This window comes from Paraburkholderia sp. USG1, assembly GCF_031570135.1.
GTDB lineage: Bacteria > Pseudomonadota > Gammaproteobacteria > Burkholderiales > Burkholderiaceae > Paraburkholderia > Paraburkholderia dioscoreae.
Genome location: NZ_JAMWXW010000014.1, coordinates 44,353 through 69,190, shown reverse-complemented (window position 1 = coordinate 69,190; position 24,838 = coordinate 44,353). Strand labels below are relative to the sequence as shown.

Below are 24,838 nucleotides of genomic sequence, written 5' to 3'. Positions count from 1 at the left end.
GGAGAGCCCCTGGGTGATAAAGGGTGACGCGTGTGGCGCGGATTCGGCAGAGAGCGCGCCTGCGCCCGCGTCATGGCCCGCGGGCGCAGGCGATGCGGACTCGTCTAGATGTCGCCGTCTTCGTCGCTGACCAGTTTGTGTCGCATGGCATAGCGCACGAGTGCGGCCTCGTGCGGCATCTGCATTTTTTCCAGGATGCGCGTTTTGTAGGTGCTGACGGTTTTGCTGCTCACACACAACTCGACTGCGATTTCCGTGATCGTCTGACCTGCGGCAATTCGCTTCAGAACGTCGAATTCCCGATCGGACAGACGCTGATGCGGCAGCAGATCGACGGGTTCGTTCAGGCTTTGTGCGAACCGCTCGGCCATTGCGAGGCTCACGTAGACACCGCCGGCCGCGACTTTGGTCACGGCAGCCACCAGTTCGGCGCTCGCGCTTTCTTTCGTCAGATAACCGGACGCACCGGCCTTGAACGCGCGCACCGCGTATTGCTGCTCGGCGTGCATGGTCAGCACGAGGATACGCAGCGTGGGTTTTTCCTCCTTGATCTGCTTGATCAACTCGACCCCGTTGCGCCCGGGCATGGACAGATCGAGCACCAGCACGTCGGCGGGCCGCTCGCGGATCAGCGCGACGGTGCTGGCGCTATCGTCTGCTTCGCCGATTACTTCGAAGCCGCTTGCGCCCTTGAGGATATGGCGCAGACCGTCGCGCACCAGCGCGTGGTCGTCGGCAATCAGGACGCGGGTCATGTTTGCATCTCCTGCATCTGCACGGTTTCTGCCGGAATGGTGACGGTAAGCGCAAAGCCATGGCCATGCGCGGTATGAATGTCGACTGCGCCGCCGAGCATGTGGGCGCGTTCGCGAACGCCGAGCAGGCCGAAGGACTTGGCGCCCGGCTCGGCCGTGCGATGCACGCCCTGGCCATTATCGGCGATGCGCAGCACGAAGGTCTGATCGCCCGCGCGCAGGCTCAGCGTGACCAGCGTGGCATCGGCATGGCGCGCCACGTTAGTCAGCGCTTCCTGCACGATCCGGAACAGCGCGGTGGCGCCTGCCGGGCTGAAGCGCGCGTCGCCGGTCTCGATGTCGCGCTCCACGTCGATGCCGTAACGGTTGGTGAAGTCGGTTGCGAGCCACTCGATTGCGGGAATCAGGCCGAGGTCGTCGAGCATGACCGGCCGCAGATCCGCCGCAATGCGGCGCACCGAGGCCACGGTCACGTCGATCAATCGGCGCATGCCTTGCAACTGCTCACGTACCGGCGCGCTTGCCGCGCCGTCCAGCGCCTGTTCGACCGACGAAATGTCCATTTTCAGCGCGGTGAGCTGCTGGCCGAGATCATCGTGCAGTTCGCGCGCAATACGCGTTTTCTCGTCTTCGCGGATGTTCTGCAAATTGGCCGACAGCTCGCGCAGCTCCTCACGCGCCTGGCGTTGAGCACGTTCCGCTTTGACGCGCTCCGTGATGTCGCGCAGCATGACCGTATAGAGGCGGATGTTGCCGTCGCGGATCTGCGAAATCGAAGCTTCGAGCGGAAATTCCTCGCCGTTGGCGCGCAAGCCCGCCAGCACGCGCTGTTTGCCCATCTGGCGGTCCGACACGCCCGTTACGCCGAATTGCGCGACATGCTGCGCATGCGCCGCCCGAAAGCGATCGGGGATAAAACGGGCCAGCGGCGCGCCGATCGCGTCCATCGAGGAGCAGCCGAAAACCTGCTCCGCCATCGGATTGAAGATGACGATCCGCTGCTGCTCGTCGATGGTGATGATCGCCTCCATCGACGAACGGATGATCGCCATCATGCGCGCTTCATTCACGGCAGACTGACTGTTCCGGGCGTTTTCCTCGCCGCGTGCGGAGAGGCCGTCGCGCCGCGCGCGCAACAGCAAAAACACGCTCGTGGCCAGAAGCAGGGCGGCGGCGACGCAAATGAGCAGCGCCGGGTCGAACCAGTGCCGGGCGCTCAGCATGGCGGCGAGCGTCACGACGAACGCGGCAGCGGCCGCTGCTGCGGGCCGTGCCGCAAGTGAGCCGGTTCGCTCGCGCAAAACGGCACTGCGCGATGGGGGCGTCTTACCGCTGACGGGCATGTGCATCTCTTTGGAATGACTGCGGACAAGGATCGGACGAGCCGCCCGACGACGTCGGTACGGCGGCGCGCACGGCAAGCACGTCTGTTCCGGGTGGTTCTATGGTTTTTCGTACGGCCACAGGCCGGGGAAACACCGCGCGGAAAGTTTGTGTTTGCGCTCATTGTCCGTGAAACGCCGGGTTCATGCCAGTCCCGCCGGCTGGCGCGGGGCGTGGATGGCCGGCTGATTGCCCCTGGAGCCGGCGCACCCGCCTGGTATCGAGGTATATCGAGGTGTCGCTCAATGCGACATCAGCACGGGCACGGTCATAGACTGAAGCATGGTGCGCGTAACGCCGCCAAGCAGCCGTTCCTGCGCCCGCGCGTGGCCGTAGGCACCCAGCACCAGCAGATCGATGTGGCGGTTGGCCAGCGTATTGAGCAGCATGGCACCGGTGTCGACGCCGGACACTTTCGGCATGGCCGTGAACCCAGCCTCGATGCCGTGCCGTGCCAACCAGGCTGCCACGTCGATGCCGGTCGGCTCGCCGTAATGAGGATGACGCTCGACTTTCACTATCGTGACAAAACCGGCGCCGCGGATGAGCGGCAGCGCGTCGGTCGCGGCCCGCGCGCATTCCCGGCTGCCGTCCCACGCGATCATCACATTCTCGATCTGAGGCCGCACCGGTCCCGCGTACGGCAGCACGATTGCCGGCCGCCCCGAGCCCATGATCACGTCTTCGACGAAATCGCGCGCGATGAATGCGTCCCGGTCTTCCGGGTCGTCCTGGCCGAGGATCAGCAGATCCGCATGGCGCGCATGCAGAATCGCGGTCCCGGTCGGCGCTCCGTCGGGCGCGCGCCATTCGACGCTGCGTCCGGCGCGATCCGCCGCGGCGAGGAAAGCCGCGTGCGCGCTCCTGAGGCTCTTATCCCGTTGCGCTTCGCGGCTGGCGGTCCAGATGTCCTCGCCGTGCAGAAAGAGCGGCCCTGCGGGATCTTCGCAAACCAGGTAGAGGCCGATCAGATGGGCTTCGTGGCGGGCGGCCAGATCGAGCGCATAGTCGAGCCGGGCCGCGCTGTGGGTGCTGTCGTCGAGGTGCACCAGCAGGGTTTTGCAGTTCATGAGGGATCCTTGACAGGCTCGGCCGTGACCCGGGCGAGACTTGCGGCAGGCGCCGCACAATGCGCGGAGATCAGCAGCACCGGACAGGTGGCGATGCGCAGAAAATGTTCAGCGACGCTGCCGAGCACCAGCCGTCGCACACCACGCCGGCCATGCGTGCCCAGCACCACGACGTCGGCATTGAATTCCTGCGCGGCGAGCTGGATGCGGTGCGCGATGTCGTCGCCCGTGAGGTCGGTTTCGACCATCCGCGACGGCCCTTGCACGCCCGCGCTGGCCATCAGCGCGGTGGCGTCGGCGAGCACGTGCCTGCCTTCCTCGACGAGCGCGTCGCGCACGTAGGACGGGTCGTAGCCGGGCACGTCGTAGGACATCAACGGCACGTCCACCACGTAGAGCGGCTGCAGTCGCGCGCCCGAATCGCGCGCCAGTTCGATCGCGGCAGCCAGCGCGTGCGACGAGGTTTCGCTGCCGTCGACGGCAACCAGAATCTGTTTATACATGGCGAACACTCCAGAATAAGAAGGGTAGCTGCCGCGCTCAGTGCGACATCAGTACCGGCACGGTCATCGAGCGGAGAATCGTGCGCGTGGCGCCGCCCATTACCAGTTCACGCCAGCGGGCATGGCCGTAGGCGCCCATCACCAGCAGATCGGCGCCGCTGTCGGCTACCTGCGAGAGCAGCACCTCGCCGACCGATCCGCCCGGCCCGGTTTCGATGTCGGCGACCTCGACGCGCACGCCATGCCGCGCGATCACGGCGGCGATGTCCGCGCCGGGAATGCGGCTGCCTTCGCCGTCGTTTGCGCCGTTGACGGTGAGGATGGTGGTGCTGGTCGCCGCCTGCATGAACGGCAGCGCGTCGTGCACGGCGCGCGTGGCTTCGCGGCTGCCGTCCCACGCGACGAGCACCCGGCTGCCTGTCGATCTTTCATTGCTGGCATAAGGCGCGAGCAATACCGGACGACCGCTCGACAAAACGAGGTTTTCCGGGAAGAAGTCGCCGACATACGATTCCGGATCCCCCGGATTGTCCTGGCCGGCGACGATCAGGTCGGCGCAGCGGCCTGCGCGCGGTATGGCGAGACTGGCCGGCTCGTCGATGGCGAGCCACTCGCCCGACACGCCTGCGCGCCGCAATTCGGCGTGAAACAGGCGTTCGAGCGCAGCGCTGCGCTCCGTGCGCATCTCCTCGTGCGTCCGGTAATACTCCGCGGTGCCGGCCATCACGTAGAGCGAACGCGGGTCCGGCGAGAATACGGCGAACGCGCCGATCAGATGCGCGCCGAACTGGTTGGCCAGACGCAGCGCGATTTCGAGCCGCGGATGGGCGCGCTGGCTGGTGTCCAGATGAACAACGATGGTTTTGTAGCTCATGACAGTCGCTCCGGAGGAAAAGGTGACGCAAAGGTGACGCGCGAATCGGTGAGCTTGAGTCTATGAACGGTGGCGCCGGTCTCATTGACGCAGATCAACGGCGCCGCCAGCGCGGTGCGTGAAAGCGTTATTTGACCTGCGTCATGAGCCGGCGGCCGGTCCCACTTATGCTCCCGACATGTATGGCGTCATGCGCGCCTGAGCGTTTTTCCCGGAAGGAGCGAGTCATGTCTGAAGCCCGTGTTCTAGTCGTTTTCTTTTCGCGTACCGGTACCACGCGCACGCTCGCTTCAACGCTTGCCACGATGCTGTCCGCCGACCTCGAGGAAATCTGCGATTACACCGAACGGCGCGGCGCCTGGGGATATGTGCGCTGTCTTGCCGACTCGTGGCGCAAGCGGCCCGCCGAGATCGTCCCGGCAGGGCTCGACCCCGCGCAATACGACCTCGTAGTGGTAGGCACGCCCGTCTGGGCGGGCGCGGTATCCGCGCCGGTGCGCGCGTATCTGTTCGAAAACCGGTGGAAGTTCAGACATGTCGCGTTTTTTTGCAGTCTGGGCGGCCTCGGCAGTCAGGCCGCTTTTGACGAGATGCGCGAGCTGGCCGGCAAGGCGCCGGTCGCGCAATGCAAGGTGCGCGCCGCCGAGGTGCACCGCGGCGCTGTGGCTGCGGTGCTGGTGCCTTTCATGACCGTGCTGAAGCGCCATCTCGTCAATTATGAAGCGCTCGCATGGACTTCCTGATCCGCACTCCCCTAAGGACGCACACGCCGCACGCCGCGTGAAGCTTCGGCGTACGGCACACGGCGCGAAGCCTGCCTTGCCGTCTAGCGGCTGTGCAATGCGGAAACCGCGCCATACAGCACGCGCGGATCGTGCTGCCCTTTGTACACCGCCGGAGCAGACTTGTTCAAGCCGAGCAGCGTGTACACAGCAGTCTGCGCGGAACGTACCGAATATTCGACCGTGAACACGACGTCGTTCGGCAACTCGCAAAACTGTCCGACGAACGCGAGATTAGCCCAGCCTTCGGGCGCCACTTGCGGCCGGTCGCCGCGCTTGCGCCGCAGGAACTGGCTGGTAATGAACGGCATCAGGCACGGAATGCAGATGGCGTCGTCGAGAATACGCGGGGCTTCGGCCTGAATCTGCAGGTGGCCGAGGAGCTCCGTCATGATTTCGCGGCCGGTGCACTCCGCCATCGGTTTGCTGACGAAGTTGCCCGGCCGGTCGATGTGCAGCCCATAGCCCCAGAAGACCTCGACGTCTTTCGGCTGGCCCAGGAAATGCGGCTGGTGAGGCAGCACGATCGAGGCAAGCCAGTTCGATTGCGGGAAGGTGATCAGGCCGCCTTCGCCGGGCACGTTGCCGGTCAGATCGCGGACCAGACGGAACAGCGTTCTATCGTGCAGCGTCGTGGTAAAGGAGAGCCACCTGGATTCGTCGACATGATCGGCGAAGACGGAAGGATGACCAAACTCGGAATGCCCCGCGGCGATGGTTTTCCACAGCGCCCACGCGCCACTGCTGTCGTCATGATTGAGCACGGCCGGTTGATTCGTGCCGCCCAGGCTCGATCCTGCCGTCATTGAACCGAGCGTGACGATGACCTTGTCCTGTGTGCCCACCGCAATCTCGACACGGCGGTTTTCCTGTTCGCACACAATGCCGGCGACCCGGTTCAATTCACCGCTTTCGTCGTAATGCAGATCGACGACACGCGTGTTGGTGCGAAATCTCACCCCGCGTTCGTCGAGCCATTTGCGCAGCGGCCGCACCATCGAATCGTACTGGTTGTAGACCGTGCGCATGATGCCGTGCAACTGGTTGAAGCCCGACGTCATGTGCGCGAAACGCAGCAGGTAGCGCCGGAATTCGGCGGCGCTGTGCCAAGGCTGGAAGGCGAACGTCGTGCACCACATGTACCAGAAGTTGGTTTCGAAAAAGTCCGGCTCGAAGTGGTCGGAAATCCGGCTGTCGCCAAGCATGGCTTCCGGCTCGATCGACAGACGCCCGAGCGTGAGCAGATGCGTTTCCGCAAGCCCGTATGAGGGCGTGTCCTCGCGCTGGCCGTCGCGCACGAATCGCGCTTTCGACGAAGTGCGGATCGTTTCGTTCCAGTCGAAGATTTCCTTCGTGACGCTGCTGCGGCCGTCCAGCGTGGGGATCGAGTCGAACAGGTCGTAGGTGCACAGATACTTGCTTTCGAGCATCCGTCCGCCGCGCACGACATAGCCTTCCTGTGGCGAGCCGGCGCCGTCCAGGCTACCGCCCGGTTTGTCGAGTGCTTCGAGGATCGTGATGCGGGCGCCGGGTATGTCGGCGTCGCGAATCAGAAAGGCGGCGACCGCCAGCGACGCAATACCGCCGCCGACGAGATAGAAATGTCCGGAGGCGATGGCTTCGTCGCGGGCGGGATCCGCGGCCGCTTGCGTGGCCGGGTAGTGGGAATTGTTCATGTGATGCTCCCCGTGGGGTAATGGCCGTGGACGTATTGCTGAACCATACCCGCACGGCGGAACATGCTCGTTGAGTTGGATCAACGCCGTGCGACGGGGCTCGCCGGTGCGGTATAAGGGCTCCACGCGCACGTTCGGCAAGCGGGCGGAGCCGGCTTCACACGACCCACCACGCGAGCGCGACCGTTATCAACACGACCGCCCACGACGGCACTCGCCACCAGCCGAGCAACACCTGGGCCGCGACGACCAGCGCGAAATCGCGCGCGGTATGCACGGCGCTGGTCCACACGGGGTCGTACAACGCGGCGAGCAGGATGCCGACCACGGCGGCGTTGATACCCGCCATGGCGCGGCGCATCGACGCGAACGCGCGCAGCTTGCCCCAAAGCGGCAACGCCGCGCCGACCAGCAGGAAAGAAGGCAGGAAGATCGCCACGGTGGCGATCAGTGCGCCCGCGATCCCTGCCGGATGACCATTGCTCGTAGCACCGAGAAACGCGGCAAACGAAAACAGCGGGCCGGGGACTGCCTGCGCCGCGCCGTAGCCCGCCATGAAGGTGTTCGCGGGAACCCAGCCATGCGGCACGACGACCGCTTCCAGCAATGGCAACACCACGTGGCCGCCGCCGAATACCAGCGAGCCGACCCGGTAGAACGCCGCAAACAGATCGAGCGGATAACTGTGAAGATAGGCGGCTGCCGCGGGCAGTCCGAACAGCAGCAGGACGAAGGCCGCGAGGCAGGCGAGCGCGCCCGCTCTGGACCCGGGCATGCCGGGCGGCGCACCGGGCACCTCGGTCGACGAACTCAGCAGCGCAGCGCCGGCAAGCCCTGCGGCGACGATCGACGCGATCTGCCCGAAGCCGGCGCCGAACAGGATCACGGTGATCGCGGAGGCCGCCGCGATCGTCGCGCGTGTGCGGTCTGGGCAGAGCATGCGTCCCATCGACCAGACTGCCTGGACCACCACCGCGACCGCCGCGATCTTCAGCCCCCGCAGAAGATGAAGCGAGGTCGTATCCGACAGAAGCGTGAAGCCGTATGCAAAAGCGACGAGCAGGAGCACCGACGGCAGCGTGAAGCCGACCCAGGCCGCGAGCGCGCCGGCAATGCCGCCGCGCAGCCGGCCGATGGCGATGCCGACCTGGCTGCTGCCCGGACCCGGCAGAAACTGGCACAGTGCGACCACGTCGCTGAATGTGTGTTCGTCGAGCCAGCCGCGGCGTCCGACGAACTCGTCGCGAAAGTAGCCGAGATGGGCCGCCGGGCCGCCGAACGAAGTCAGGCCGAGCCTCAGAAAAATGCAGAAGAGCGCCCACGGTGAGCTATGTGCCGGTAGGGCGAGGGGCGTCTCTGTATGCGTGTCGTGCATGGGAAAGGTCGTAACAGTTAAGCCGCGTTGGGCTCCAGAAAATAGCACACGCGGCATATCCCGGGGCCAGGCCGTCTCGCGAACGCTACCGCGTTCAAACACGCTGCCGCGCAGGCTGTGCGGGTCTGGCACCCCGTTGATGCAGGTCAATCGCAAGGCGCCAATAGTGCCGATGATCTCTCAATAGGCTCGTTGCCCATGTGGCTTCGCTGCAGCAACGGTCGACAGCAGGACAGCACGCGCGGAGGCCGCATGGGAATTGATATGCAGATCGTCTACCTCGGATTTGCGGGATCCGCGCAAATCGAGTCCGAGGCAGCCGCACAACTGGTGAGGCTCGAACGGTTCGGCGGATCTATCTCGGGTTGCCATCTCGCTCTCGAGGCCATTCACGCGAGGGCGTCGAAGGACATGCCCGACGCGCGACGCACGGTGCCGGACACGGCGCTGAACCACACCGTGTTCGACGCACGTCTCGATCTGGTGCTGCGCACCGGTGAACTGGTGCCGCTCGAGCATCGGCAGGGGCCCGATCCTGACCGCGTGATACGTGCGGCCTTCGATGCGGCCGAACGGCTTCTCCAACAGGGCATCACGCGCAGTTGATTCCCAACGGACGTTCCAACGTTTTTTTCAGGAGTGAGTCATGTACGAAAACATCGTGGTGGCCCTGGACGGCAGCGGAGCCTCGAAGTGCGCGCTTTCCGAGGCGATCCAGCTCACGAGGCTCGCGCGCGGCAAATTGACGGCGGTCTACGTGCTGGATCAATCGGCGGCCTTCACGTACGCGGGCGCCTGCGATCCGCATCTGCTGACCGACGCCGCGCGGCAAGTCGGGCAAAGCCTGCTTGACGGCGCGCTTGCCCAGATGCGCGAACTCAACGTCGCGGGCGAAGCGGAAATCGTGGAGACCCAAGGCATCGCCGAGGACATTGCCGGTGCGTTGATACGCTGTGTGCAACGCCGCGGCGCCGACCTGCTCGTGATGGGCACGCACGGACGCCGCGGTTTGCGGCGCATGGTGATCGGTAGCGTGGCCGAGCGCTGCGTGCGCCTTGCGACGTGCCCGGTACTGCTGATCCGTGAAGAGGCGAAGACGGAGCATGACACCCCGGCCTGAGCGTGATGCTCATCTCGCGGCGGCCTTGACTGACCAATGAGGTAATCCATGAAAGCACTCGTGTATCACGGTCCCGGAAAGAAGTCGCTCGACGAGCGGCCCATGCCGCAGCTCGCCAGCGCCACCGACGCCATCGTCAAGGTGACGCGCACGACGATCTGCGGTACAGATCTTCACATTCTGAAGGGCGACGTTCCGACGTGTCAGCCCGGCCGCATTCTCGGTCACGAAGGGGTGGGCATCGTGCAGCAGGTCGGCGCCGCGGTCAGTTCGTTGAAAGAGGGCGACCACGTGCTGATCTCGTGCATTTCCGCATGCGGCAAGTGCGACTATTGCCGGCGCGGCATGTATTCGCACTGCGCGACCGGTGGCTGGATTCTCGGCAACCGTATCGACGGTACGCAAGCGGAATACGTGCGCATTCCGCATGCGGAGACGAGTCTGTATCCGATTCCCGCCGGCGCCGACGAAGAAGCGCTGGTGATGCTGTCCGACATCTTGCCGACCGGCTTCGAATGCGGTGTCCTCAACGGTAAGGTGCAGCCGGGCAGCACCGTGGCGATTGTCGGCGCCGGCCCGATCGGACTGGCTTCGCTGCTCACCGCGCAGTTCTATTCGCCGGCCCAGATCATCATGATCGATCGCGATGAGCGCCGCCTCGAGGTGGCGAGCCGTTTCGGCGCGACCGCGTGTATCGACAGCCGGGTGGCCGAACCGGTCGTGGAGGTCATGAAACTCACCGGCCACGTCGGTGTGGATTGCGCGATCGAGGCCGTCGGGGTGCCAGACACGTTCGAATTGTGCCAGGCGCTGGTAGCGCCCGGTGGTGTGATCGCCAATATCGGCGTGCATGGGGTGAAGGCGGATCTGCATCTGGAATCGCTGTGGGATCGCAACATCTCCATTACGACGCGCCTCGTCGATACCGTCAGCACGCCGATGTTGCTGAAGACAGTGCAATCCGGCCGGCTCGATCCCGCCAGACTGATCACCCATCATTTCCAGCTCGACGACGTGTTGAACGCCTACGACACCTTCGGCCGCGCGGCGGATTCGCATGCGTTGAAGGTGATCATCGAGATGGCGTAGCGTAGCCGCGGGCGGTGTTGCGTCGACGGTCTGGTGACGCGATGGAAACGCAGAAAAGCCCCCCACAAGCTCAATGTGCCGCAGCGCCGCCCAGGATGGCGAAACGCTGCGGCAACCAAAGGCAACACAAAGTGCCGTCAGCAGCAAGCCTCATCACGCATTGCGCAGCTTTTCCTCGATCGACAGGCTCAGCGGCAACTCTTCCTGAATCGACAAGGTCAGAGCAAGTCGTTCGCTCGCGACACCTGTAGGCAATACCACGTGCCCATGAGTCTCGTTGATGATTTCCGCGGCCGACAGATAGAACGCCAGCAGCGCGGTAAGCATTCCCAGGTAGCCGCCGGCGTGATGCAGCCATTCGAGTCCGGTCCATTCGCTCGCGGCGAGCACGAAGAACGTGATCCATAGCGAGAGAAACACCAGTTGCAGCACGCGTGCGGCTCGCCACGTCGCCACCCACATATAAAGCGTAAACACGCCCCACAGAAACAGATACCAACCGATAAACGCTGCCGGCACCGTGCCGTGCAGAAACAGCACGAATAGCGCCAGCGACCACCAGAAGGCGCCGTAACTGAGGAAAGCGGTCGCGCCGAAGGTATTGCCGCGGGGAATTTCCATCAGCCCGGCGAGCGCCTGGGCGGTGCCGCCGTACGCGAAAGCGACGGCAAGCACCATCCCCATCGCGTTGCCGCTGAACCAGCCGGCGTTGATCATGCTGAGCAGCCACGTTGTCAGTGCGAAGCCGGCGAGGCCGAGTGAAGCGGGATTGGGAGCCTTGATGTTCATGATGACATCCTCCGTTCCATGCAGGAACGCTGAAAATTGGGTTGCGCGCGCGCACGTACGGGTGCACGCGCGACATCGGATCGCGGCGGGAAGAGATGCGCGATCCGTGATCGCTCGCGTGTCAGGCGGCGTCGGCGAACTGTGAAATGACCGCGGGGTTTTCCACCGTCGACGTGTCCTGCACGATGACTTCCCCTTTGGCCACCGAGCGCAACAGCCGGCGCACCACCTTGCCGGAGCGCGTTTTCGGCATGGCGTCGCCGAAGCGGATGTCCTTCGGTTTGGCGATCGGGCCGATCTCCTTGCCGACCCATGCGCGCAACTCATCGGCCACGCGCTTTGCGTCGGCTCCGGAGGGCCGCTCTGCCTTGAGCACCACGAACGCCACGATCGCCTCGCCGGCGGTCTCGTCGGGACGCCCAACCACCGCGGCTTCGGCCACCAGCGGATGCGCGGCGAGCGCCGACTCGATTTCCATCGTCCCGAGCCGGTGGCCGGAAACGTTCAGCACGTCGTCGATACGGCCGGTGATGGTGAAGTAGCCGGTGTCGCGATCACGGATGGCACCGTCGCCCGCGAGATACAGCTTGCCGCCGAGCTCTTCGGGGAAATAGCCTTGCCGGAAGCGCTCCGGATTACCCCAGATGGTTCTGATCATGGAAGGCCAGGGCTTGCGGATGACCAGCACGCCACCGTTTCCGTTCGGCACTTCCTGACCGGTTTCGTCGACAATCGCCGCGTCGATACCCGGCAACGGCAATGTGCACGAACCCGGCACAAGGGGAGTGACGCCCGGCAACGGGGAAATCATGTGGCCGCCTGTTTCGGTCTGCCAGAAGGTGTCGAGCACAGGACAGCGCCCGCCGCCGACGTGCTGTGCATACCACGTCCAGGCGCTAGGATTGATCGGCTCGCCGACCGTGCCGAGCAGGCGCAGACTGCTCAGGTCGAAGCTGTCCGGGTGCACCGAACGATCGGCATCGGCGGACTTGATGAGCGAGCGGATGGCTGTCGGCGCCGTGTAGAAGATGCTGACCTTGTGACGCTGGATCATGTCCCAGAAGCGTCCCGCGTTCGGGTAGGTGGGTACGCCTTCGAAGATCACCTGCGTCGCGCCGACCGCGGTCGGTCCGTAGCAGATATAAGTGTGACCGGTGATCCAGCCAATGTCCGCCGTGCACCAGAATACATCCGCCGGTTTGATATCGAAGGTCCACTTCATTGTCACTGCAGCCCACAGCAGGTAACCGCCGGTGCTGTGCTGGACGCCTTTGGGCGTGCCCGTCGAGCCGGACGTGTACAGCACGAACAGCGGGTGCTCCGCACCGACCCACTCGGGCTCACAGGTGTCCGGCTGCGCCGCTTCGAGTTCGTGCAGCCATGTATCGCGGCCGGCAATCCACGGAATCTGGCCGCCCGTGCGCCGGTAGATGGCCACCGTCTTGATGCCGGCCGTGCCGGCCATTGCGAGCGCTTCGTCGACGATCGTTTTGAGCGGCAGTGTCTTGCCGCCGCGAACCTGCTCGTCCGCGGTAATGATCGCGCACGCGCCGATATCCACGATGCGCTCATGCAGCGACTTGGCGGAGAAGCCGCCGAACACCACCGAGTGCGGTGCGCCGATGCGTGCGCACGCGAGCATTGCGACCACGCCTTCCACCGACATCGGCATATAGATCGCCACGCGGTCGCCTTTCTTCACGCCGCGGGCACGCAGTGCGTTGGCGAGCCGGCATACGCGGTGATACAGCGCCTGATAGGTGACATGCGTGACCTTGCCGTCGTCCGCCTCGAACACGATCGCGGTTTTCTCCGCGAGTCCGTTGACGAGGTTGCGATCGAGGCAGTTGTACGACGCGTTCAGTTCGCCGTCTTCGAACCAGTGATAGAACGGCGCGTCTGTGTCGTTCAATACTTTCGTGAATGGGCGGCGCCACGTCAAATGTTCTCGGGCAAGACGTGCCCAGAACGCTTCGTGATCCTGGCTCGCTTCGGCAACGAGGGCGCGATAAGCCTCCATGCCGTCGATGCTGGCGTCCCGGGCAAGCGGGATCTGCAACGCGGTGGAGTTGGGCGGGGCGGTATCGATGGTAGACATAGTCTCCTCCAATAAAACATGAAGGGATGAAGCGCTTGGAACGCTTCACCGATTAGGGAGGGCTCTTGTTGGCCATGAGTGCCGGCGCCTGAGCCTGCATTGCGGCGTGGACCGGGCGACGCTGAATCAGCGTGGGTGTGGGATCACTATGACGGGGTGGCGGATAGCGCTATTGATGCACGTCAACTGGGAAGCGCGGCATCTCTCACGTTCATGGCGAGATTTCAACCGGCGACACGAAGCGCGGCAGTCGTGATGAAAATCAATCGCGTCGGCACCGCGAGGACGATGACCTCGTGTTTCATTGCGCGATTACTGCCGCAATGAAACACGTCAAAGCGCGTCAGCCGTACCGGCGGGCGCGGATAGATCGAAGTGCCCGACGGTTTGCGCGAGAACAGGCAAGCTGCCGCGCGAGAGGTGCATCTCGGCGCCCAATGCGCTGCGATTGAGCCAGCTTCGGGCGGCGACCGCGAGGCCGGCAGCGGCGCAGAACAGGTACACGTTCTGCACGATCGCGCCGGCGCTGGCATACGCAAACGGCTCGCGTTGCGACTCGGCAATGTCATGCATGCGTGCAAGGTCGGCCACGTAAACCAGCTCGACCGGCGCCTCGCCGACGAAGTCCTGGTAGCCCGTCAGTCCGCGCAGATCAGCAGCGCTCACCAGTTCGAGGCAATGTTGCAACGGGTCGTAGCGGTACATGCCGCAGGCGAGCGCCGCATAAACGTCGATTTCGTGCAAGGCGAGCACCGACGGCGCCGTGCGTCCGCCGCTATCGTCGGACCCGCTGCGGTTGACGCCGTTGGCGGCCCAGAGCAACTGGCCGAGGGTTGCTTCGTCGAGATCGGTCGCGGCGAAGCGGCGTGTGGTTCGCCGCTTCGAGAGGGCGTCCAGGAGGGGCAGGCCGCCGCTCGACAGGGGCGCGGGCAGCCTGATATGCGATACCGACTCGCCGGTGGCCGGGCGCGCGCGGGCCTGATCGCGCGTCGCAGTACCGAGTCTGAAAAAGTGTTTCATCGCGGCCTCGTCGAACAGGCGTTGAGCAGGCGTCGCGCCTCAGGAAACAACCTCGGCAAGCGGCCGGCGCGGCGAATGAGGCGCCGGCTTGCCACGGCCGACGCGTAACAGTAGTTGCGGCGTCGCGTCTATCGCCAGCACGCTGCCTAGCCGCTCACGCAGCCCGCTCAACTCGATCGGCTGATTCAGATAGGACGCCGTGATCCCGGCATTCGCGGCGACCAGCAGCAGCCGCTCCAGTGCCTGGCCGGTTGCCAGCCATGCGGCGGCGTCGTCCGTCGGCGTCGCGAGGCAAATGAGCAGCGGCGAGCCCGCAGCCAGTGCATGATGCGCCGCGGCCAGTCCACCGCCCAGGTCGAAGGTTCGAATGACGGAGGTGAGTAACGGCGCGGCCAGATCGAGCAGCACGCTCATTCCTGCGGACAGCGCGGGCATACCGTCTGCATGGCGTCGCGGATGAATCCAGCTGGCCAGTTCACGGCGAAAACGCGGATCCTTGAACTGCACGCGATCGGCCTCCGCGACCAGTTCGGCAAGACTCTCGCGCATCGGCGCGCTCGAAATGCAGACCACATCCGCACCTTCCGCTTCGGCGGCCTCTTCGAGTTGTTGCTGGATGAGCGAAGGCAACGGCTCGTCCACGAAGATTTCGCGGGTGGTGACGCGGTGTGGAATCGCCGCGAAGAGCGGTGTGAGACTGGTGTCGCAATGACCGTCGTGGACGATTCGCACATGCGCCAGCACGTCGGGATCGGCGGAGGAGGGAAAGGGCGTGATCGCGTAGGCAAGCCCGAAGTGGCTCAGCGCCACGCGCAGATTGAGCAGCGCCGCACCGCAACTCATGATCAGCTCGCGATCGAATGGATCGACCACAGGCAGCGCGCGCAACCGGTCGGCGCATAACGTCACGCTGTCGCCATCCAGAATGAAATGCCAAGGCTGCGTATTATGGTTCGACGGTGCGAGCACGGCGTAACGCAGCGCGAATTTCAGTTTCTCTTCAACGCCGGCGGTGCGGTCAAGCTGATATTCGTCGACGGCCCAGGCGGCCGTCTGCGGCAGTGCGCTCATGTGATGGTCCCCTGCACGATTTCATATCGGCACTGTGTCAGGCATGCGCTGTACGCGGATTGATCTGGATCATTCCGGATTGAACGGAGCGCAGCGACTTTTATCCGGTGGCCCGGTCGCTTGCAACCACGCGCGCCAGCACGCTGCGTGAGGTCGTTGCATTCGCGACGGCGACACACGGATCCACGCCTACATTGCCCACCGACCCCGGCAATTCGACGGTCTCGAGATAGAGCGGCACTTCGCAGCGCCAGTGATACGTTTCCTCGATGTGACGGCGCATCGCATCGGCGGCGGCCGGCTCGCCGTGCGTGACGAACGTGCGCTGCGGCGGTTGCGGAATGGAGCGCAGCCACGACAGTATCTCGGCGTAATCCGCATGAGCCGACAAGGACGACAGGCTCACCACCGAAGCGCGCACGCGCACATAGTCGCCGTGAATCTTGATCGTCGGTGCGCCGGCGGCGAGCGCGGCGCCGCGCGTGCCGGCCGCCTGGTAGCCGACCAGTGCGATCGTGTTGCGAGGATCCGGAGCGAAGGCCTTCAGGTGATGCAAGACCCGGCCGCCGGTAGCCATGCCGCTGCCCGCGATGATCACCCTCGGGCCGTTCAGGCTCAGAATCGCCTTGGATTCGTCGACGGTGTGCACCATCTGCGCGGCGTTGCTGATCGCGTTGGCTTCGGTCGAGCTCAGCCGGTGTTCGCTGACGTGATGCCGGTAGAGTTGCGTGACGCTCGTCGCCATCGGGCTGTCGAGAAAGACCGGCACGTTCGCCATCCGGCCGGTGGCTTTCAGTTGGGCAATGTAATGAAGAATCGATTGCGCGCGCCCCACCGCGAAACAGGGAATCACGACTACGCCGCCGCGCCGGAAAGTGGTCGCGAAGAGTTCAGCCAGTTCGGCGGCGGGATCGGTTTTGTCGTGCAACCGGTCGCCGTAGGTGGATTCGACGATCAGGTAGTCGGCATGGGCGAGCGGCATGGGCGCGCGCATGATCGGGTCGTCCGGCCGCCCGAGGTCGCCCGAAAAGGCGATGACCTTGCCTTCCACGCACAGCACCACGCCCGCGGCGCCGAGAATGTGCCCGGCCGGCAGCAGGCGGAAACACGCATGGTCGTTCAATTGTTTCGGCACGTCGAAATCGCGCGGTTCGAGCAGTTCAAGGGCTTTTTCCGCATCTTCCAGGGTGTAGAGCGGCAGCGCCGGATGATGTTTCGACAAGCCGTGGCGGTTCGCGTACGCGGCTTCTTCTTCCTGCAGTCTGGCGCTATCGCGCAGCATGACCTGGCACAGGTCACGGGTGCCGCGAGTGCAATAGACAGGTCCGCGATAGCCCATGCGTACGAGTACCGGCAGGTAGCCACTGTGATCCAGATGTGCGTGGGTCAGGATCACGGCATCCAGCGTGCCGACGTCGATGGGCAACGGATTCCAGTTACGCAGGCGCTGGTTCTTGGTGCCCTGAAACAGACCACAGTCGATCAGAATCCTCAGCCCCGCGCCGTCCAGTAGATACCGCGAGCCGGTGACGGTTTCGGCCGCGCCGAGAAAGGTCAGCTTCATTTCGCACCTTCTGTCAGAAGTGGCCGCCTGGGGCCGGGAGTTTCCTCAACGCGCCGAGGTTTGCATGGCGCCGTTGCAGAGCGCTTGAGCGAAGCGCCGGAAAGCGGCGAGTGAACCAGCAACGCTCTGGTACTTTTCGCGGCCGATCTGGCCGTCCAGCGTAACCAGCATGCCTGCCTCGCGGGCCAGCGTGAGAATCCGGTTGATCTCGTCGGCGGCCTCGGGTGCGTCGCGCAACTGGCTGTCAGCCGGCATCGTGTGAGCGTGGAAAGCGGCGTTTGACATGATGGTCTCCTGATGACACGGGCAGGTATGAGTCGGGTGCTTGTCGTCCCCTGCGAATGTTTCGATTTCTATTTCGGATGAATTCAGTATTGGTCATCAAACAGATGGGACAAATCAGGTGTCGCTGAGACTGGGGTAGGTATTCCTGCGTCAATGTCAGCGTTTCCCTACACGATGGCGCACGATGGATGTTAGGGAAAACTCGGCGTGCCGGCATGCGGCTTACACGTTAGACGATGATCCAGGTCAAATGCCCGGAAGCGTCCTGCCCATACTTTTATAAACAGGCGGGTTTCTAAAAAACAGGCCAATGGTTTGCAACGGTGCATCGTGCCGTTGAACGGGAAAATGGGCAGACTGACATGAACAACGGGCGGATGGCAGTCTTTGCGCTGCTGATGATCATCCTTGCTGGCTGCAGTACAGAAGAATCGCGCACCGCGGCACGCCGCGACACCGAAGTCGCGCTCGAAACAGCGCGCGAACAGGCTCACGTGGACTGTTCCTCTGCCGCCGATTGCGAACGGCTATGGACCCGCACCAGACTGTACGTGGCGCAACGCTCCGCGACCCCGATCAGGCGAGCGGACGACACGGCGATCGAAACGGCCGAGCCGCACACGTTCGGCACCGTCTATGTGTGGGCGACGCGGACAAGCAGCGCCAGTGGCGTATCGACCATCCAGGTCAAAGGTATGTGCCGGGGTATGTATCGCGCGGACGGCAATCCCGGCTGGCTGTACGGCACGTGCGCCAGGCAGATTCGCTCGGTCGAAGCGGAATTCCGCTCGTTTATCGGCGCGGCGTCATGACGGCGGTGCTGACATGAAAGGGAGTTGGCGCGTTGCGGGTCTCGCCGGCGTCGACGTTCGCGACGACGCGCGGGCTGTGCAGGCGTGGCGCTGGATGCAGTGGGTGCTGTTCGCTCTCAGCCTGCTTGCAATTCCCGCGTTCTATTTCGAACTGGCTGCTGCATCCCGGTTTCATCTGGCTGGCCGTGCGCTCTATGCGTCCATGTCCGCCGGATTCCTGGTGATTCTTGGCCGGCTCGCGTTTCTTAGTCGCAAGCCCGAACGGTTCCTCGCGCGCAATGCTTACGATTTCATGATCGCGGCAGGCGCGGCGATCAGTGTGGCTTGGGGTGCGTTGCCGTGGTCGCCGGCCGAATGGGTGTTGCGCATTTTTTTCGTGGGGCTCGTGGCGGCGCGCATCGTAGTGTCGTTACGAGGCTTTTTCTCCCCGAGCCGCCTGGGGCTGCTGCTGGTGATAGCCGTGTTGCTGCTCGCCTCTGCCGGGGCGGGGTTTTACTGGCTCGAACCGGGCGTGCATACGTACGCCGAGGGCGTTTGGCTCGCATTCGAAAGCAGCGCGACAGTCGGCTATGGGGACATGGCGCCGACCACGCCTGCGTCACGCGTCTTCGCTGCCTTCGTGGTGTTGCTTGGCTACGGATTGTTGTCGCTGGTCTTCGCCAGCATCGCTGCGACGTTCGTCGAACAGGAAGAGCGGATCTTGCGGCGGGAAATGCATCGCGACATCAAGGCACTACGCGACGAGATTGCCGCGCTGCGGCAAGACGTGCAGACGGCTGGCGGCGAAGCACGCGCTGTTGCCGCTTCAGTCGGGCCGGTCAACCCGGCGGCGTCTCATCCGGGCGAATCGCACTGAGCGGAATCCGGACGGTGATTCTGAAGCCGCTGCCTGGGGCGCTGTCGATAGTCAGAGTGCCGCGCAACTGACGTACCCGTTCGCGCATGCCGAGCAGGCCGAACGAGCCGCGCTTGCCGGCGTCTTCGAGCACGGTTCCGCGGCCATTGTCCTCGACATGGATCGCGCAGGTTGTCGCATCGCTCGAAATTCCGACCACCACTTCGCTTGCCCGCGCATGCCGCGCCACGTTCGTCAGCGCTTCCTGCACGATACGAAAGAGTGCGGAGGACGCAAAAGGCGTGAAGCCCGCGTCGTCGGTATCGATGCGCAGCCTGGCGGCCACGTTAAAGCGCTGCGTGAAGTCGTCCGTCAACCACTCGAGTGCCGCGGCGAGGCCGAGATCATCCAGCAATGGCGGACGCAGGTCGGCGGCGATGCGGCGCAGAGAAGCCATCATGCTGTCGATCTGGCGTTGCAGTCCGCTCGCGGCAGCGGATCCATCAGGATCGCTAACGTTCTCGCCAACACGCCGTTGCAATGCGACGACGCCCATCTTGAGCGCCGTAAGCTGCTGACCCAGATCGTCATGCAATTCGCGGGCAATCCGTCTTTGCTCGTCTTCACGCGTGCGCTGGATTTGTGCGGCCAGTTCGCTCGCATGTTCGAGTTCGGCAAGACGCACACGTTCGGTCATGTCACGGGTGACCTTGGCAAAGCCGAGCAACGTGCCGGCCGGATCATAAACCGCTGTGATCGTCACGTCTGCCCAGAATCGCGAACCGTCGCGCCGCACGCGCCAGCCCTGATCCGCCACCCGGCCTTGCGCGATCGCGAGCGCCAACTCGTGGCCCGGCTTGCCGGAGGCAATGTCTTCGGGGGTATAGAAGACCGAAAAATGACGGCCGATGATTTCATCGGGCGTGTAGCCCTTGATCTTGTGCGCGCCGTTGTTCCAGCTCGCTACGCGGCCCTGCTGATCGAGCATGAAAATCGCATAATCCTGCACCGCGTCGATCAGCAATTGATAGCGATCCTCCAGTGGTACGTCGGAATCGTTCGCTGTAGCGGATCTGTGCTTTTGATCGTTCCATTTGAGAACCACCGGCATCTCCGAAAGGTTGATGAATTGCGAACGACCGCTCCACTGCAAGAATAGACAAGTCCAGACAGATTACGCCGAATAATTCCTTTCCGCCGACGATAGCCGGCACGTTTGCGTCCGCCATTCGCGCTTGCCGTAAGCCATTCCGTGATTGATGCAGGTCAACCGGCTCCCGGTGGCCAAGCCTACATTGAACTCACCGTCGCCGTGCGCGTGTTTTTTTGTTCGTGCGTTCCGTCGTGCTCGGGCGGACCGCTTCATCACGTCAGGAGATTCATTATGACCGGCAAATCCGTCACGCCCTTCGAACTGTATCGCGCCAATCTGTCGTTCTCGCTACAGGTATGGAGTTTCAGCCACGAGGCCCGGCAGCAGGCCTGCGAGTTCGAGATGCAGCGCATCCGGCGCGATCTGGCGGCGACACATGCCATTGGCCGGGCGGCCTCGACGGCGCGGGACTGGAGCGTCCTTGCGGTGTCCTGCCAGACAGTGTTGCGCGATTACGTGGCGACCACCACCAATCTCTGGCAGCAGGGGCTCGGCTCGGCCACAAGGCTGCAAACCGGATTCTTCGAAGGGCTGCGCGAGGCGTTTGCGACGTGGCAGGCCGCATCGACTGATCAATGGTCCACGCATCCCGCGGTGAATCCTGTCATGTTGCCGTGGCAGGAGTGGCTGCAGCGCATGGGAGGCGCGGCAACCATGCCTGGCGGGCGTGCAGTCCGCAGCTTTCCCGTCAATGAACACAACCCTACAGACTCCGCCACGGCGCCGGCTTCCAGTGGCCCTGCGGATGCGGAGGACGGGGAGCATCACGCCGGCTAACGTGTCGCCTTTTTTCCGGCGGTCACCAGCGGGAGCGGCATTTAACTCGCGTTGCAGCCGGCCGGACAGACACCCGCGCGCTAGCCGTGCGCGACCTCCGGCGGCGCGGTCGCTTCGGGTTCGCAAAGCCGCCGCAACAGTTTTCCCCAGTAGTCCAAACGGCCGAACTCGGCGAGCGGCACTTCCGTATCGAAGCTCACGGTTCGCTGCATTTCCTCTGCGGAAAGCGGCTCCTCGTTGGCCAGTTGCCGGATCAGCACGAGCGGGTCGGCGTCCGATTCCGTATGAGAAGCGGCGGCGCGCGCCTGCACGCGCTGTTCGAGTTGACGTGCCCGCGCATGGAAATCAAGCAGGAAGACGGGCACGCCGTATGAGTGTGCGAGCGCGGCGAAGCGGGCGCGATGCGCGCTCTTGAGAAAAGTCGCGTCGACCAGCGCAGGGTAGCCGGCCAGCAGTATCTGTTGCGTCAATCGCAGCAGCAGATCGTAATGCTGATCGATTGAATCGTGCGTGTAGGCCCCGGCCGGCAGTGGACGGGAATCGATAGGCGCGAAGGGCCGGCCGCGTTTGCGCTCGATATCGCTCGACAGACGCACGGCGCCGACCAGACTCACTAGCGCTTCGCTCGCCACTGATTTGCCCGATCCGGAGTAGCCGTGGCATAGCAGCAAATACGGCCGTTGCGGCGCGATCATGCGCTCGACCAGATTCAGATACGGCGTGGCGCGCGCGAGGCCGTCATCGTGCGGGTGATCGCGTGTTTTCAACAACGCCACGAGGGCACGCACCAGCGCGCGATAGACCATGTAGTAGCGCAGCCCCGGCAACGCGGCGAAATCGCCCGTCCGTTGCAGCCAGCCGTTCAACAGGCGTGCCGCGAGATCCTGTCGGCCGCACGCCCGCAGATCCATCAACGGAAAGCTCAGGTCGCTGGCGACGTCGATCCAGCGCAAGGCGTCGTCGAATTCGATGCAGTCGAACATGAGCACGCGCTTGCCTCGCCGCACGATGTTATCGAGGTGCAGATCGCCGTGGCACTCGCGCACAAAGCCGCCTGCATGACGCGCGTCGAAGTGCGCGGCAAGGCGTTTGCCTTCGCTCTCGCACCAGGCGGAGATTCGGGTGGGCAGAAGTGCTCCGGTTTCACGGCGGAGCGCTTCCACCACGGTCTGCATCTGTTCCTGAACGAACGGTGCGGAGCCGAAGACCACGCGAGGCGGCGTGCGTGAGGAGCGCCGGTGGAACGCCGCAAGTTGCCCGGCCAGGGCGTCTATTTCCGCAAAATCGAGTTCTCCCCGCGCATGCAACGCCTTGAAAATTTCCTGCTCGTCGAAGCGTCGCATCAGGACGGCGTGCTCGGCGACCTCGCCTGTTCCCGCGACGCGGTACGAGCGCCCCCGGCGCGTAATCGGTACGACGCCCCGATATATCTCACGGGCGAGCCGGCGGTTCAGTCTGAATTCGTCGGCGCACGCGCGTTCGCGTGCGCGTGCCTGCGTGAAGTCCACGAAACCCGGATTGACGCGCTTCTTCAGTTTGTACGCATACCGGCCGGCCAGATACACGACCGAAATGTGCGTTTCGATGCGGCGAATGCGGCCCGCCGGGTGGCGATATGTCGACGGCCTCTGCATGGCGCGGTCGAGCGCGCGCCAGTCCCGCCGCGCCACGAGTTCGCGTTGCCGTATATGAGTTGGAAGCTGATGTGCCGGTGAAAAGCGAGCAGGCATGGAACTCTCCGTCGGGCAATCATGGTTCTTTCAGAATAGGTGCGGCCCATCGCGGCGACTTGACCGACATCATGCTTGCGAACGTCTCGGGCTGCGATGTGCGCCACTTGATACACGTCAATTGATGCTTTGGAGGCGAGCCTAAAGTTACCGGTACAGCATGTTCGTTGCGGCAGCGGAAGTCCGTGTGTGTGAACAAGCTGGGGTGCACCGCTCCCGGTCGCTGGTTCAGCGTGAAACGGGCCGGTATGAGGCGGGCGACGCGATCTGGTATCCACGATGTCATTGAATGAATCAGGAGCAGGACGATGAGCAACTTGACCCGATTTGATCCCTTTCCCCTCGAACCCATGTCGGAACTTTTTCAGGGCCTGTTCCGGCCGCTGCGCGGCGCGGGCGGCGAAGCGCCGCTTGCCGACATCAAGGTCGACGTGACGGAGAGCGATAGCGCGTACACGGTGAAGGCCGAACTGCCGGGCGTCGACAAGAAGGATATCGACGTAAAAATCGACGGCAACCTTGTTTCGATCAGCGCGAAAGTCGAACGGAATCAGGAAATGAAGGAAGGCGAGCGGGTGATTCGCCGCGAGCGTTATGCAGGTGCCGTGAGCCGTGCGTTTTCATTGGCGAGCGAAGTCGACGAGAGCGCGGCGGCGGCGGAGTACAAGGACGGCGTACTCTCGCTCACGTTGCCAAAAAAGGCGGCCTCTGAACGCAAGCGCCTGCAGATCAACTGATCCGGGGCGGCGCGGAGCACGAGCGGCTTCGTGGGCCGCGCGCCGTTGCCAGCCGTATGCCAACAAGGAGTACGCAATGAAGTCGGACATGGAATTGAAGCAGCAGGTCGAAGACGAACTGGCTTGGGATCCGGCGGTCAGCGCTACGGACATCGGCGTCGAAGTGCATAACCGTGTCGTTACGTTATCGGGTCATCCAGTCAGCTACGCGGAGAAGCTTGCGGCGGAAAAAGCCGCGCAGCGTGTGGCAGGAGTGAAGGCCGTCGTGGTGGAACTGGACGTACGCCTGCTGCATTCGGATGTGCGAACCGACGAAGAAATCGCCAATGCCGTGCGCTCCATCATGCGCTGGACGGTCGGCTTGAGCGAAGACGCGGTCAAGGTGCAGGTCGAGAAAGGCTGGGTGACGTTGAGCGGCGAAGTCGACTGGGCTTATCAGAGCCATGTCGCCACACGCACGATTTCACACATGCTCGGTGTGACCGGGGTTTCGAACCTCATCCGGATCGGCGGCAACGTGGCCGCGCTGGATATCGGCGAAGAGATCGGCAAGGCGCTGCGACGTCACGCCGAACGCGAAGCGAAGCACATCAGCGTGAAGGTGCACGAAGGCACGGTCACGCTGACGGGCACGGTCGACTCGATGGCGGAGCGCTCGGCCGCGCGTGGCGCGGCATGGTCGACGCCGGGTGTTCATGCGGTGATCGACAATCTGACGGTGGGATAGACACGCTCGCCTGGAACTACCGGATGGGCACCGCGCATGTGGCGCCCGCCGTGCCCGGCACATCGGCGACGCGGGAACGGCGCAGACGCACCGAAGACGTCTCATGGACGGACGGCACATCAACAAAGGAGCGACTCATGACGATCTCGGGTAGCGTGGGCGACGGCGACTGGTCGGTCGCCGCAACCACACATCGCGCAACGGGCGGCTACGACTGCTCGATCAAGCTCAGCCACCACACGCCAGACGGAATTTTCAAACACGAGTTCAGGCACAGCAGCGTGTTTCCGACGGAGCGCGAAGCCGTGTTGGCCGGTTTGCGCGAGGGTATGGAATGGCTGCGCCTCAAGATGTCCAATACGCTGTCGGTTCAGCCACGGTAATGTGCTGCCGGGCCTGAGTGATTTCTGTCGGGCACGCGCTTTCTCTTTCTTTCTCCGCAGTTTCTTTTTCAGTCCCCTCGCAATCCTCGCCTCGCAATCGCTCGCACTTCGCGGCCTGTCCATCGTTTCTTCACGCCCGCCCTGGACAAAGTCCACAAGCGCAGGCATTCACCAAAACGTCATGCGAAGAGGCGTCAAATGAAAAACGAGGAAAAAGGGCGAGCCGGTAA

At 63.8% G+C, this 24,838-nt stretch carries 25 protein-coding genes; 10 read left to right on the top strand and 15 right to left on the bottom strand.

Annotation, left to right across the window (positions count from 1 at the left end; genetic code table 11):
* Positions 1-104: 104 nt before the first annotated feature.
* The 5 genes from NE850_RS19650 to NE850_RS19630 form a co-directional block, all read right to left on the bottom strand.
* Positions 105-755 (bottom strand): response regulator transcription factor, encoded by a 651-nt coding sequence (locus NE850_RS19650; protein WP_007181500.1) that lies wholly within the window; start codon positions 753-755, stop codon positions 105-107.
* Positions 752-2,098: a PAS domain-containing sensor histidine kinase gene (locus NE850_RS19645; RefSeq protein ID WP_007181501.1), complete on the bottom strand. Its 1,347-nt coding sequence runs from the start codon at positions 2,096-2,098 to the stop codon at positions 752-754. The genes NE850_RS19650 and NE850_RS19645 overlap by 4 nt, the downstream gene beginning before the upstream one ends.
* Positions 2,099-2,380: 282 nt before the next feature.
* A complete protein-coding gene (locus NE850_RS19640; RefSeq protein WP_165186209.1) occupies positions 2,381-3,208 on the bottom strand; it encodes a universal stress protein in 828 nt (275 codons plus the stop codon).
* Positions 3,205-3,711: a universal stress protein gene (locus NE850_RS19635; RefSeq protein ID WP_007181503.1), complete on the bottom strand. Its 507-nt coding sequence runs from the start codon at positions 3,709-3,711 to the stop codon at positions 3,205-3,207. Before NE850_RS19635 ends, NE850_RS19640 begins: the two co-directional genes overlap by 4 nt.
* A gap of 37 nt (positions 3,712-3,748) precedes the next feature.
* Complete coding sequence (locus tag NE850_RS19630) at positions 3,749-4,585, bottom strand: universal stress protein (RefSeq protein WP_007181504.1); 837 nt, start codon at positions 4,583-4,585, stop codon at positions 3,749-3,751.
* A 227-nt stretch (positions 4,586-4,812) separates the two neighbouring features.
* Between NE850_RS19630 and NE850_RS19625 the strand changes: the two genes are divergently transcribed.
* Positions 4,813-5,328, top strand: a complete 516-nt coding sequence (locus NE850_RS19625) for a flavodoxin (RefSeq protein ID WP_007181505.1) — start codon at positions 4,813-4,815, stop codon at positions 5,326-5,328.
* Positions 5,329-5,411: 83 nt separating this feature from the next.
* On the opposite strand, the gene NE850_RS19620 is transcribed toward NE850_RS19625, so the two are convergent.
* Complete coding sequence (locus NE850_RS19620; protein WP_007181506.1) at positions 5,412-7,043, bottom strand: oleate hydratase; 1,632 nt, start codon at positions 7,041-7,043, stop codon at positions 5,412-5,414.
* Positions 7,044-7,200: 157 nt separating this feature from the next.
* Positions 7,201-8,418 (bottom strand): chromate efflux transporter, encoded by a 1,218-nt coding sequence (gene chrA, locus NE850_RS19615; protein WP_310699287.1) that lies wholly within the window; start codon positions 8,416-8,418, stop codon positions 7,201-7,203.
* A 252-nt stretch (positions 8,419-8,670) separates the two neighbouring features.
* Between chrA and NE850_RS19610 the strand changes: the two genes are divergently transcribed.
* Genes NE850_RS19610 through NE850_RS19600 form a run of 3 tightly spaced genes read left to right on the top strand, consistent with a single transcriptional unit; the run spans position 8,671 to position 10,627 of the window.
* The gene (locus NE850_RS19610) at positions 8,671-9,024 is read left to right on the top strand and encodes a hypothetical protein (protein WP_007181508.1); all 354 of its coding nucleotides are present in this window, start codon (positions 8,671-8,673) and stop codon (positions 9,022-9,024) included.
* 40 nt (positions 9,025-9,064) lie between these two features.
* Positions 9,065-9,538 (top strand): universal stress protein, encoded by a 474-nt coding sequence (locus NE850_RS19605; RefSeq protein ID WP_007181509.1) that lies wholly within the window; start codon positions 9,065-9,067, stop codon positions 9,536-9,538.
* Positions 9,539-9,586: 48 nt separating this feature from the next.
* Positions 9,587-10,627: a zinc-dependent alcohol dehydrogenase family protein gene (locus NE850_RS19600; protein ID WP_165186203.1), complete on the top strand. Its 1,041-nt coding sequence runs from the start codon at positions 9,587-9,589 to the stop codon at positions 10,625-10,627.
* A gap of 153 nt (positions 10,628-10,780) precedes the next feature.
* Here NE850_RS19600 and NE850_RS19595 read toward each other — a convergent pair whose 3' ends face one another.
* From NE850_RS19595 to NE850_RS19570, 6 genes are all read right to left on the bottom strand, one after another.
* Complete coding sequence (locus NE850_RS19595; protein ID WP_007181511.1) at positions 10,781-11,416, bottom strand: acetate uptake transporter; 636 nt, start codon at positions 11,414-11,416, stop codon at positions 10,781-10,783.
* 121 nt (positions 11,417-11,537) lie between these two features.
* Positions 11,538-13,514, bottom strand: a complete 1,977-nt coding sequence (gene acs, locus NE850_RS19590; protein ID WP_007181512.1) for an acetate--CoA ligase — start codon at positions 13,512-13,514, stop codon at positions 11,538-11,540.
* 333 nt (positions 13,515-13,847) lie between these two features.
* A complete protein-coding gene (locus NE850_RS19585; RefSeq protein WP_007181513.1) occupies positions 13,848-14,534 on the bottom strand; it encodes a nitroreductase family protein in 687 nt (228 codons plus the stop codon).
* Positions 14,535-14,573: 39 nt separating this feature from the next.
* Positions 14,574-15,605 carry an Acg family FMN-binding oxidoreductase gene (locus NE850_RS19580; RefSeq protein ID WP_007181514.1) on the bottom strand — a complete coding sequence of 344 codons (1,032 nt, stop codon included), beginning with the start codon at positions 15,603-15,605 and terminating at the stop codon, positions 14,574-14,576.
* A 100-nt stretch (positions 15,606-15,705) separates the two neighbouring features.
* Entirely contained in the window at positions 15,706-17,169 is a 1,464-nt protein-coding gene (locus tag NE850_RS19575) for an MBL fold metallo-hydrolase RNA specificity domain-containing protein (protein WP_165186201.1), read from the bottom strand.
* 45 nt (positions 17,170-17,214) lie between these two features.
* Positions 17,215-17,454: a hypothetical protein gene (locus tag NE850_RS19570; protein WP_007181516.1), complete on the bottom strand. Its 240-nt coding sequence runs from the start codon at positions 17,452-17,454 to the stop codon at positions 17,215-17,217.
* A gap of 377 nt (positions 17,455-17,831) precedes the next feature.
* Here NE850_RS19570 and NE850_RS19565 point away from each other — a divergent pair, with 377 nt between their 5' ends.
* Together NE850_RS19565 and NE850_RS19560 are read left to right on the top strand one after the other, a co-directional pair.
* Positions 17,832-18,266, top strand: coding sequence for a hypothetical protein (locus NE850_RS19565; RefSeq protein ID WP_232064180.1), 435 nt, complete (start codon positions 17,832-17,834; stop codon positions 18,264-18,266).
* A 13-nt stretch (positions 18,267-18,279) separates the two neighbouring features.
* Positions 18,280-19,122, top strand: a complete 843-nt coding sequence (locus tag NE850_RS19560) for a potassium channel family protein (RefSeq protein ID WP_007181518.1) — start codon at positions 18,280-18,282, stop codon at positions 19,120-19,122.
* Here the strand turns inward: NE850_RS19560 and NE850_RS19555 are convergent.
* Positions 19,085-20,206 (bottom strand): PAS domain S-box protein, encoded by a 1,122-nt coding sequence (locus NE850_RS19555; RefSeq protein WP_405044865.1) that lies wholly within the window; start codon positions 20,204-20,206, stop codon positions 19,085-19,087. The two genes, NE850_RS19560 and NE850_RS19555, sit on opposite strands and share 38 nt — an antisense overlap.
* Positions 20,207-20,485: 279 nt before the next feature.
* Between NE850_RS19555 and NE850_RS19550 the strand changes: the two genes are divergently transcribed.
* A complete protein-coding gene (locus tag NE850_RS19550; RefSeq protein ID WP_310699286.1) occupies positions 20,486-21,031 on the top strand; it encodes a hypothetical protein in 546 nt (181 codons plus the stop codon).
* 80 nt (positions 21,032-21,111) lie between these two features.
* Here the strand turns inward: NE850_RS19550 and NE850_RS19545 are convergent, their stop codons facing one another.
* The gene (locus NE850_RS19545) at positions 21,112-22,761 is read right to left on the bottom strand and encodes an AAA family ATPase (RefSeq protein WP_310699285.1); all 1,650 of its coding nucleotides are present in this window, start codon (positions 22,759-22,761) and stop codon (positions 21,112-21,114) included.
* A 308-nt stretch (positions 22,762-23,069) separates the two neighbouring features.
* Here NE850_RS19545 and NE850_RS19540 point away from each other — a divergent pair, with 308 nt between their 5' ends.
* From NE850_RS19540 to NE850_RS19530, 3 genes are all read left to right on the top strand, one after another.
* Entirely contained in the window at positions 23,070-23,498 is a 429-nt protein-coding gene (locus NE850_RS19540; RefSeq protein WP_007181522.1) for an Hsp20/alpha crystallin family protein, read from the top strand.
* 76 nt (positions 23,499-23,574) lie between these two features.
* On the top strand, positions 23,575-24,225 hold the full coding sequence (locus NE850_RS19535; RefSeq protein WP_310699284.1) for a BON domain-containing protein: 651 nt from the start codon (positions 23,575-23,577) through the stop codon (positions 24,223-24,225).
* Positions 24,226-24,362: 137 nt separating this feature from the next.
* Positions 24,363-24,608 (top strand): UDP-glucose 4-epimerase, encoded by a 246-nt coding sequence (locus tag NE850_RS19530; RefSeq protein ID WP_165186193.1) that lies wholly within the window; start codon positions 24,363-24,365, stop codon positions 24,606-24,608.
* Positions 24,609-24,838: the final 230 nt, after the last annotated feature.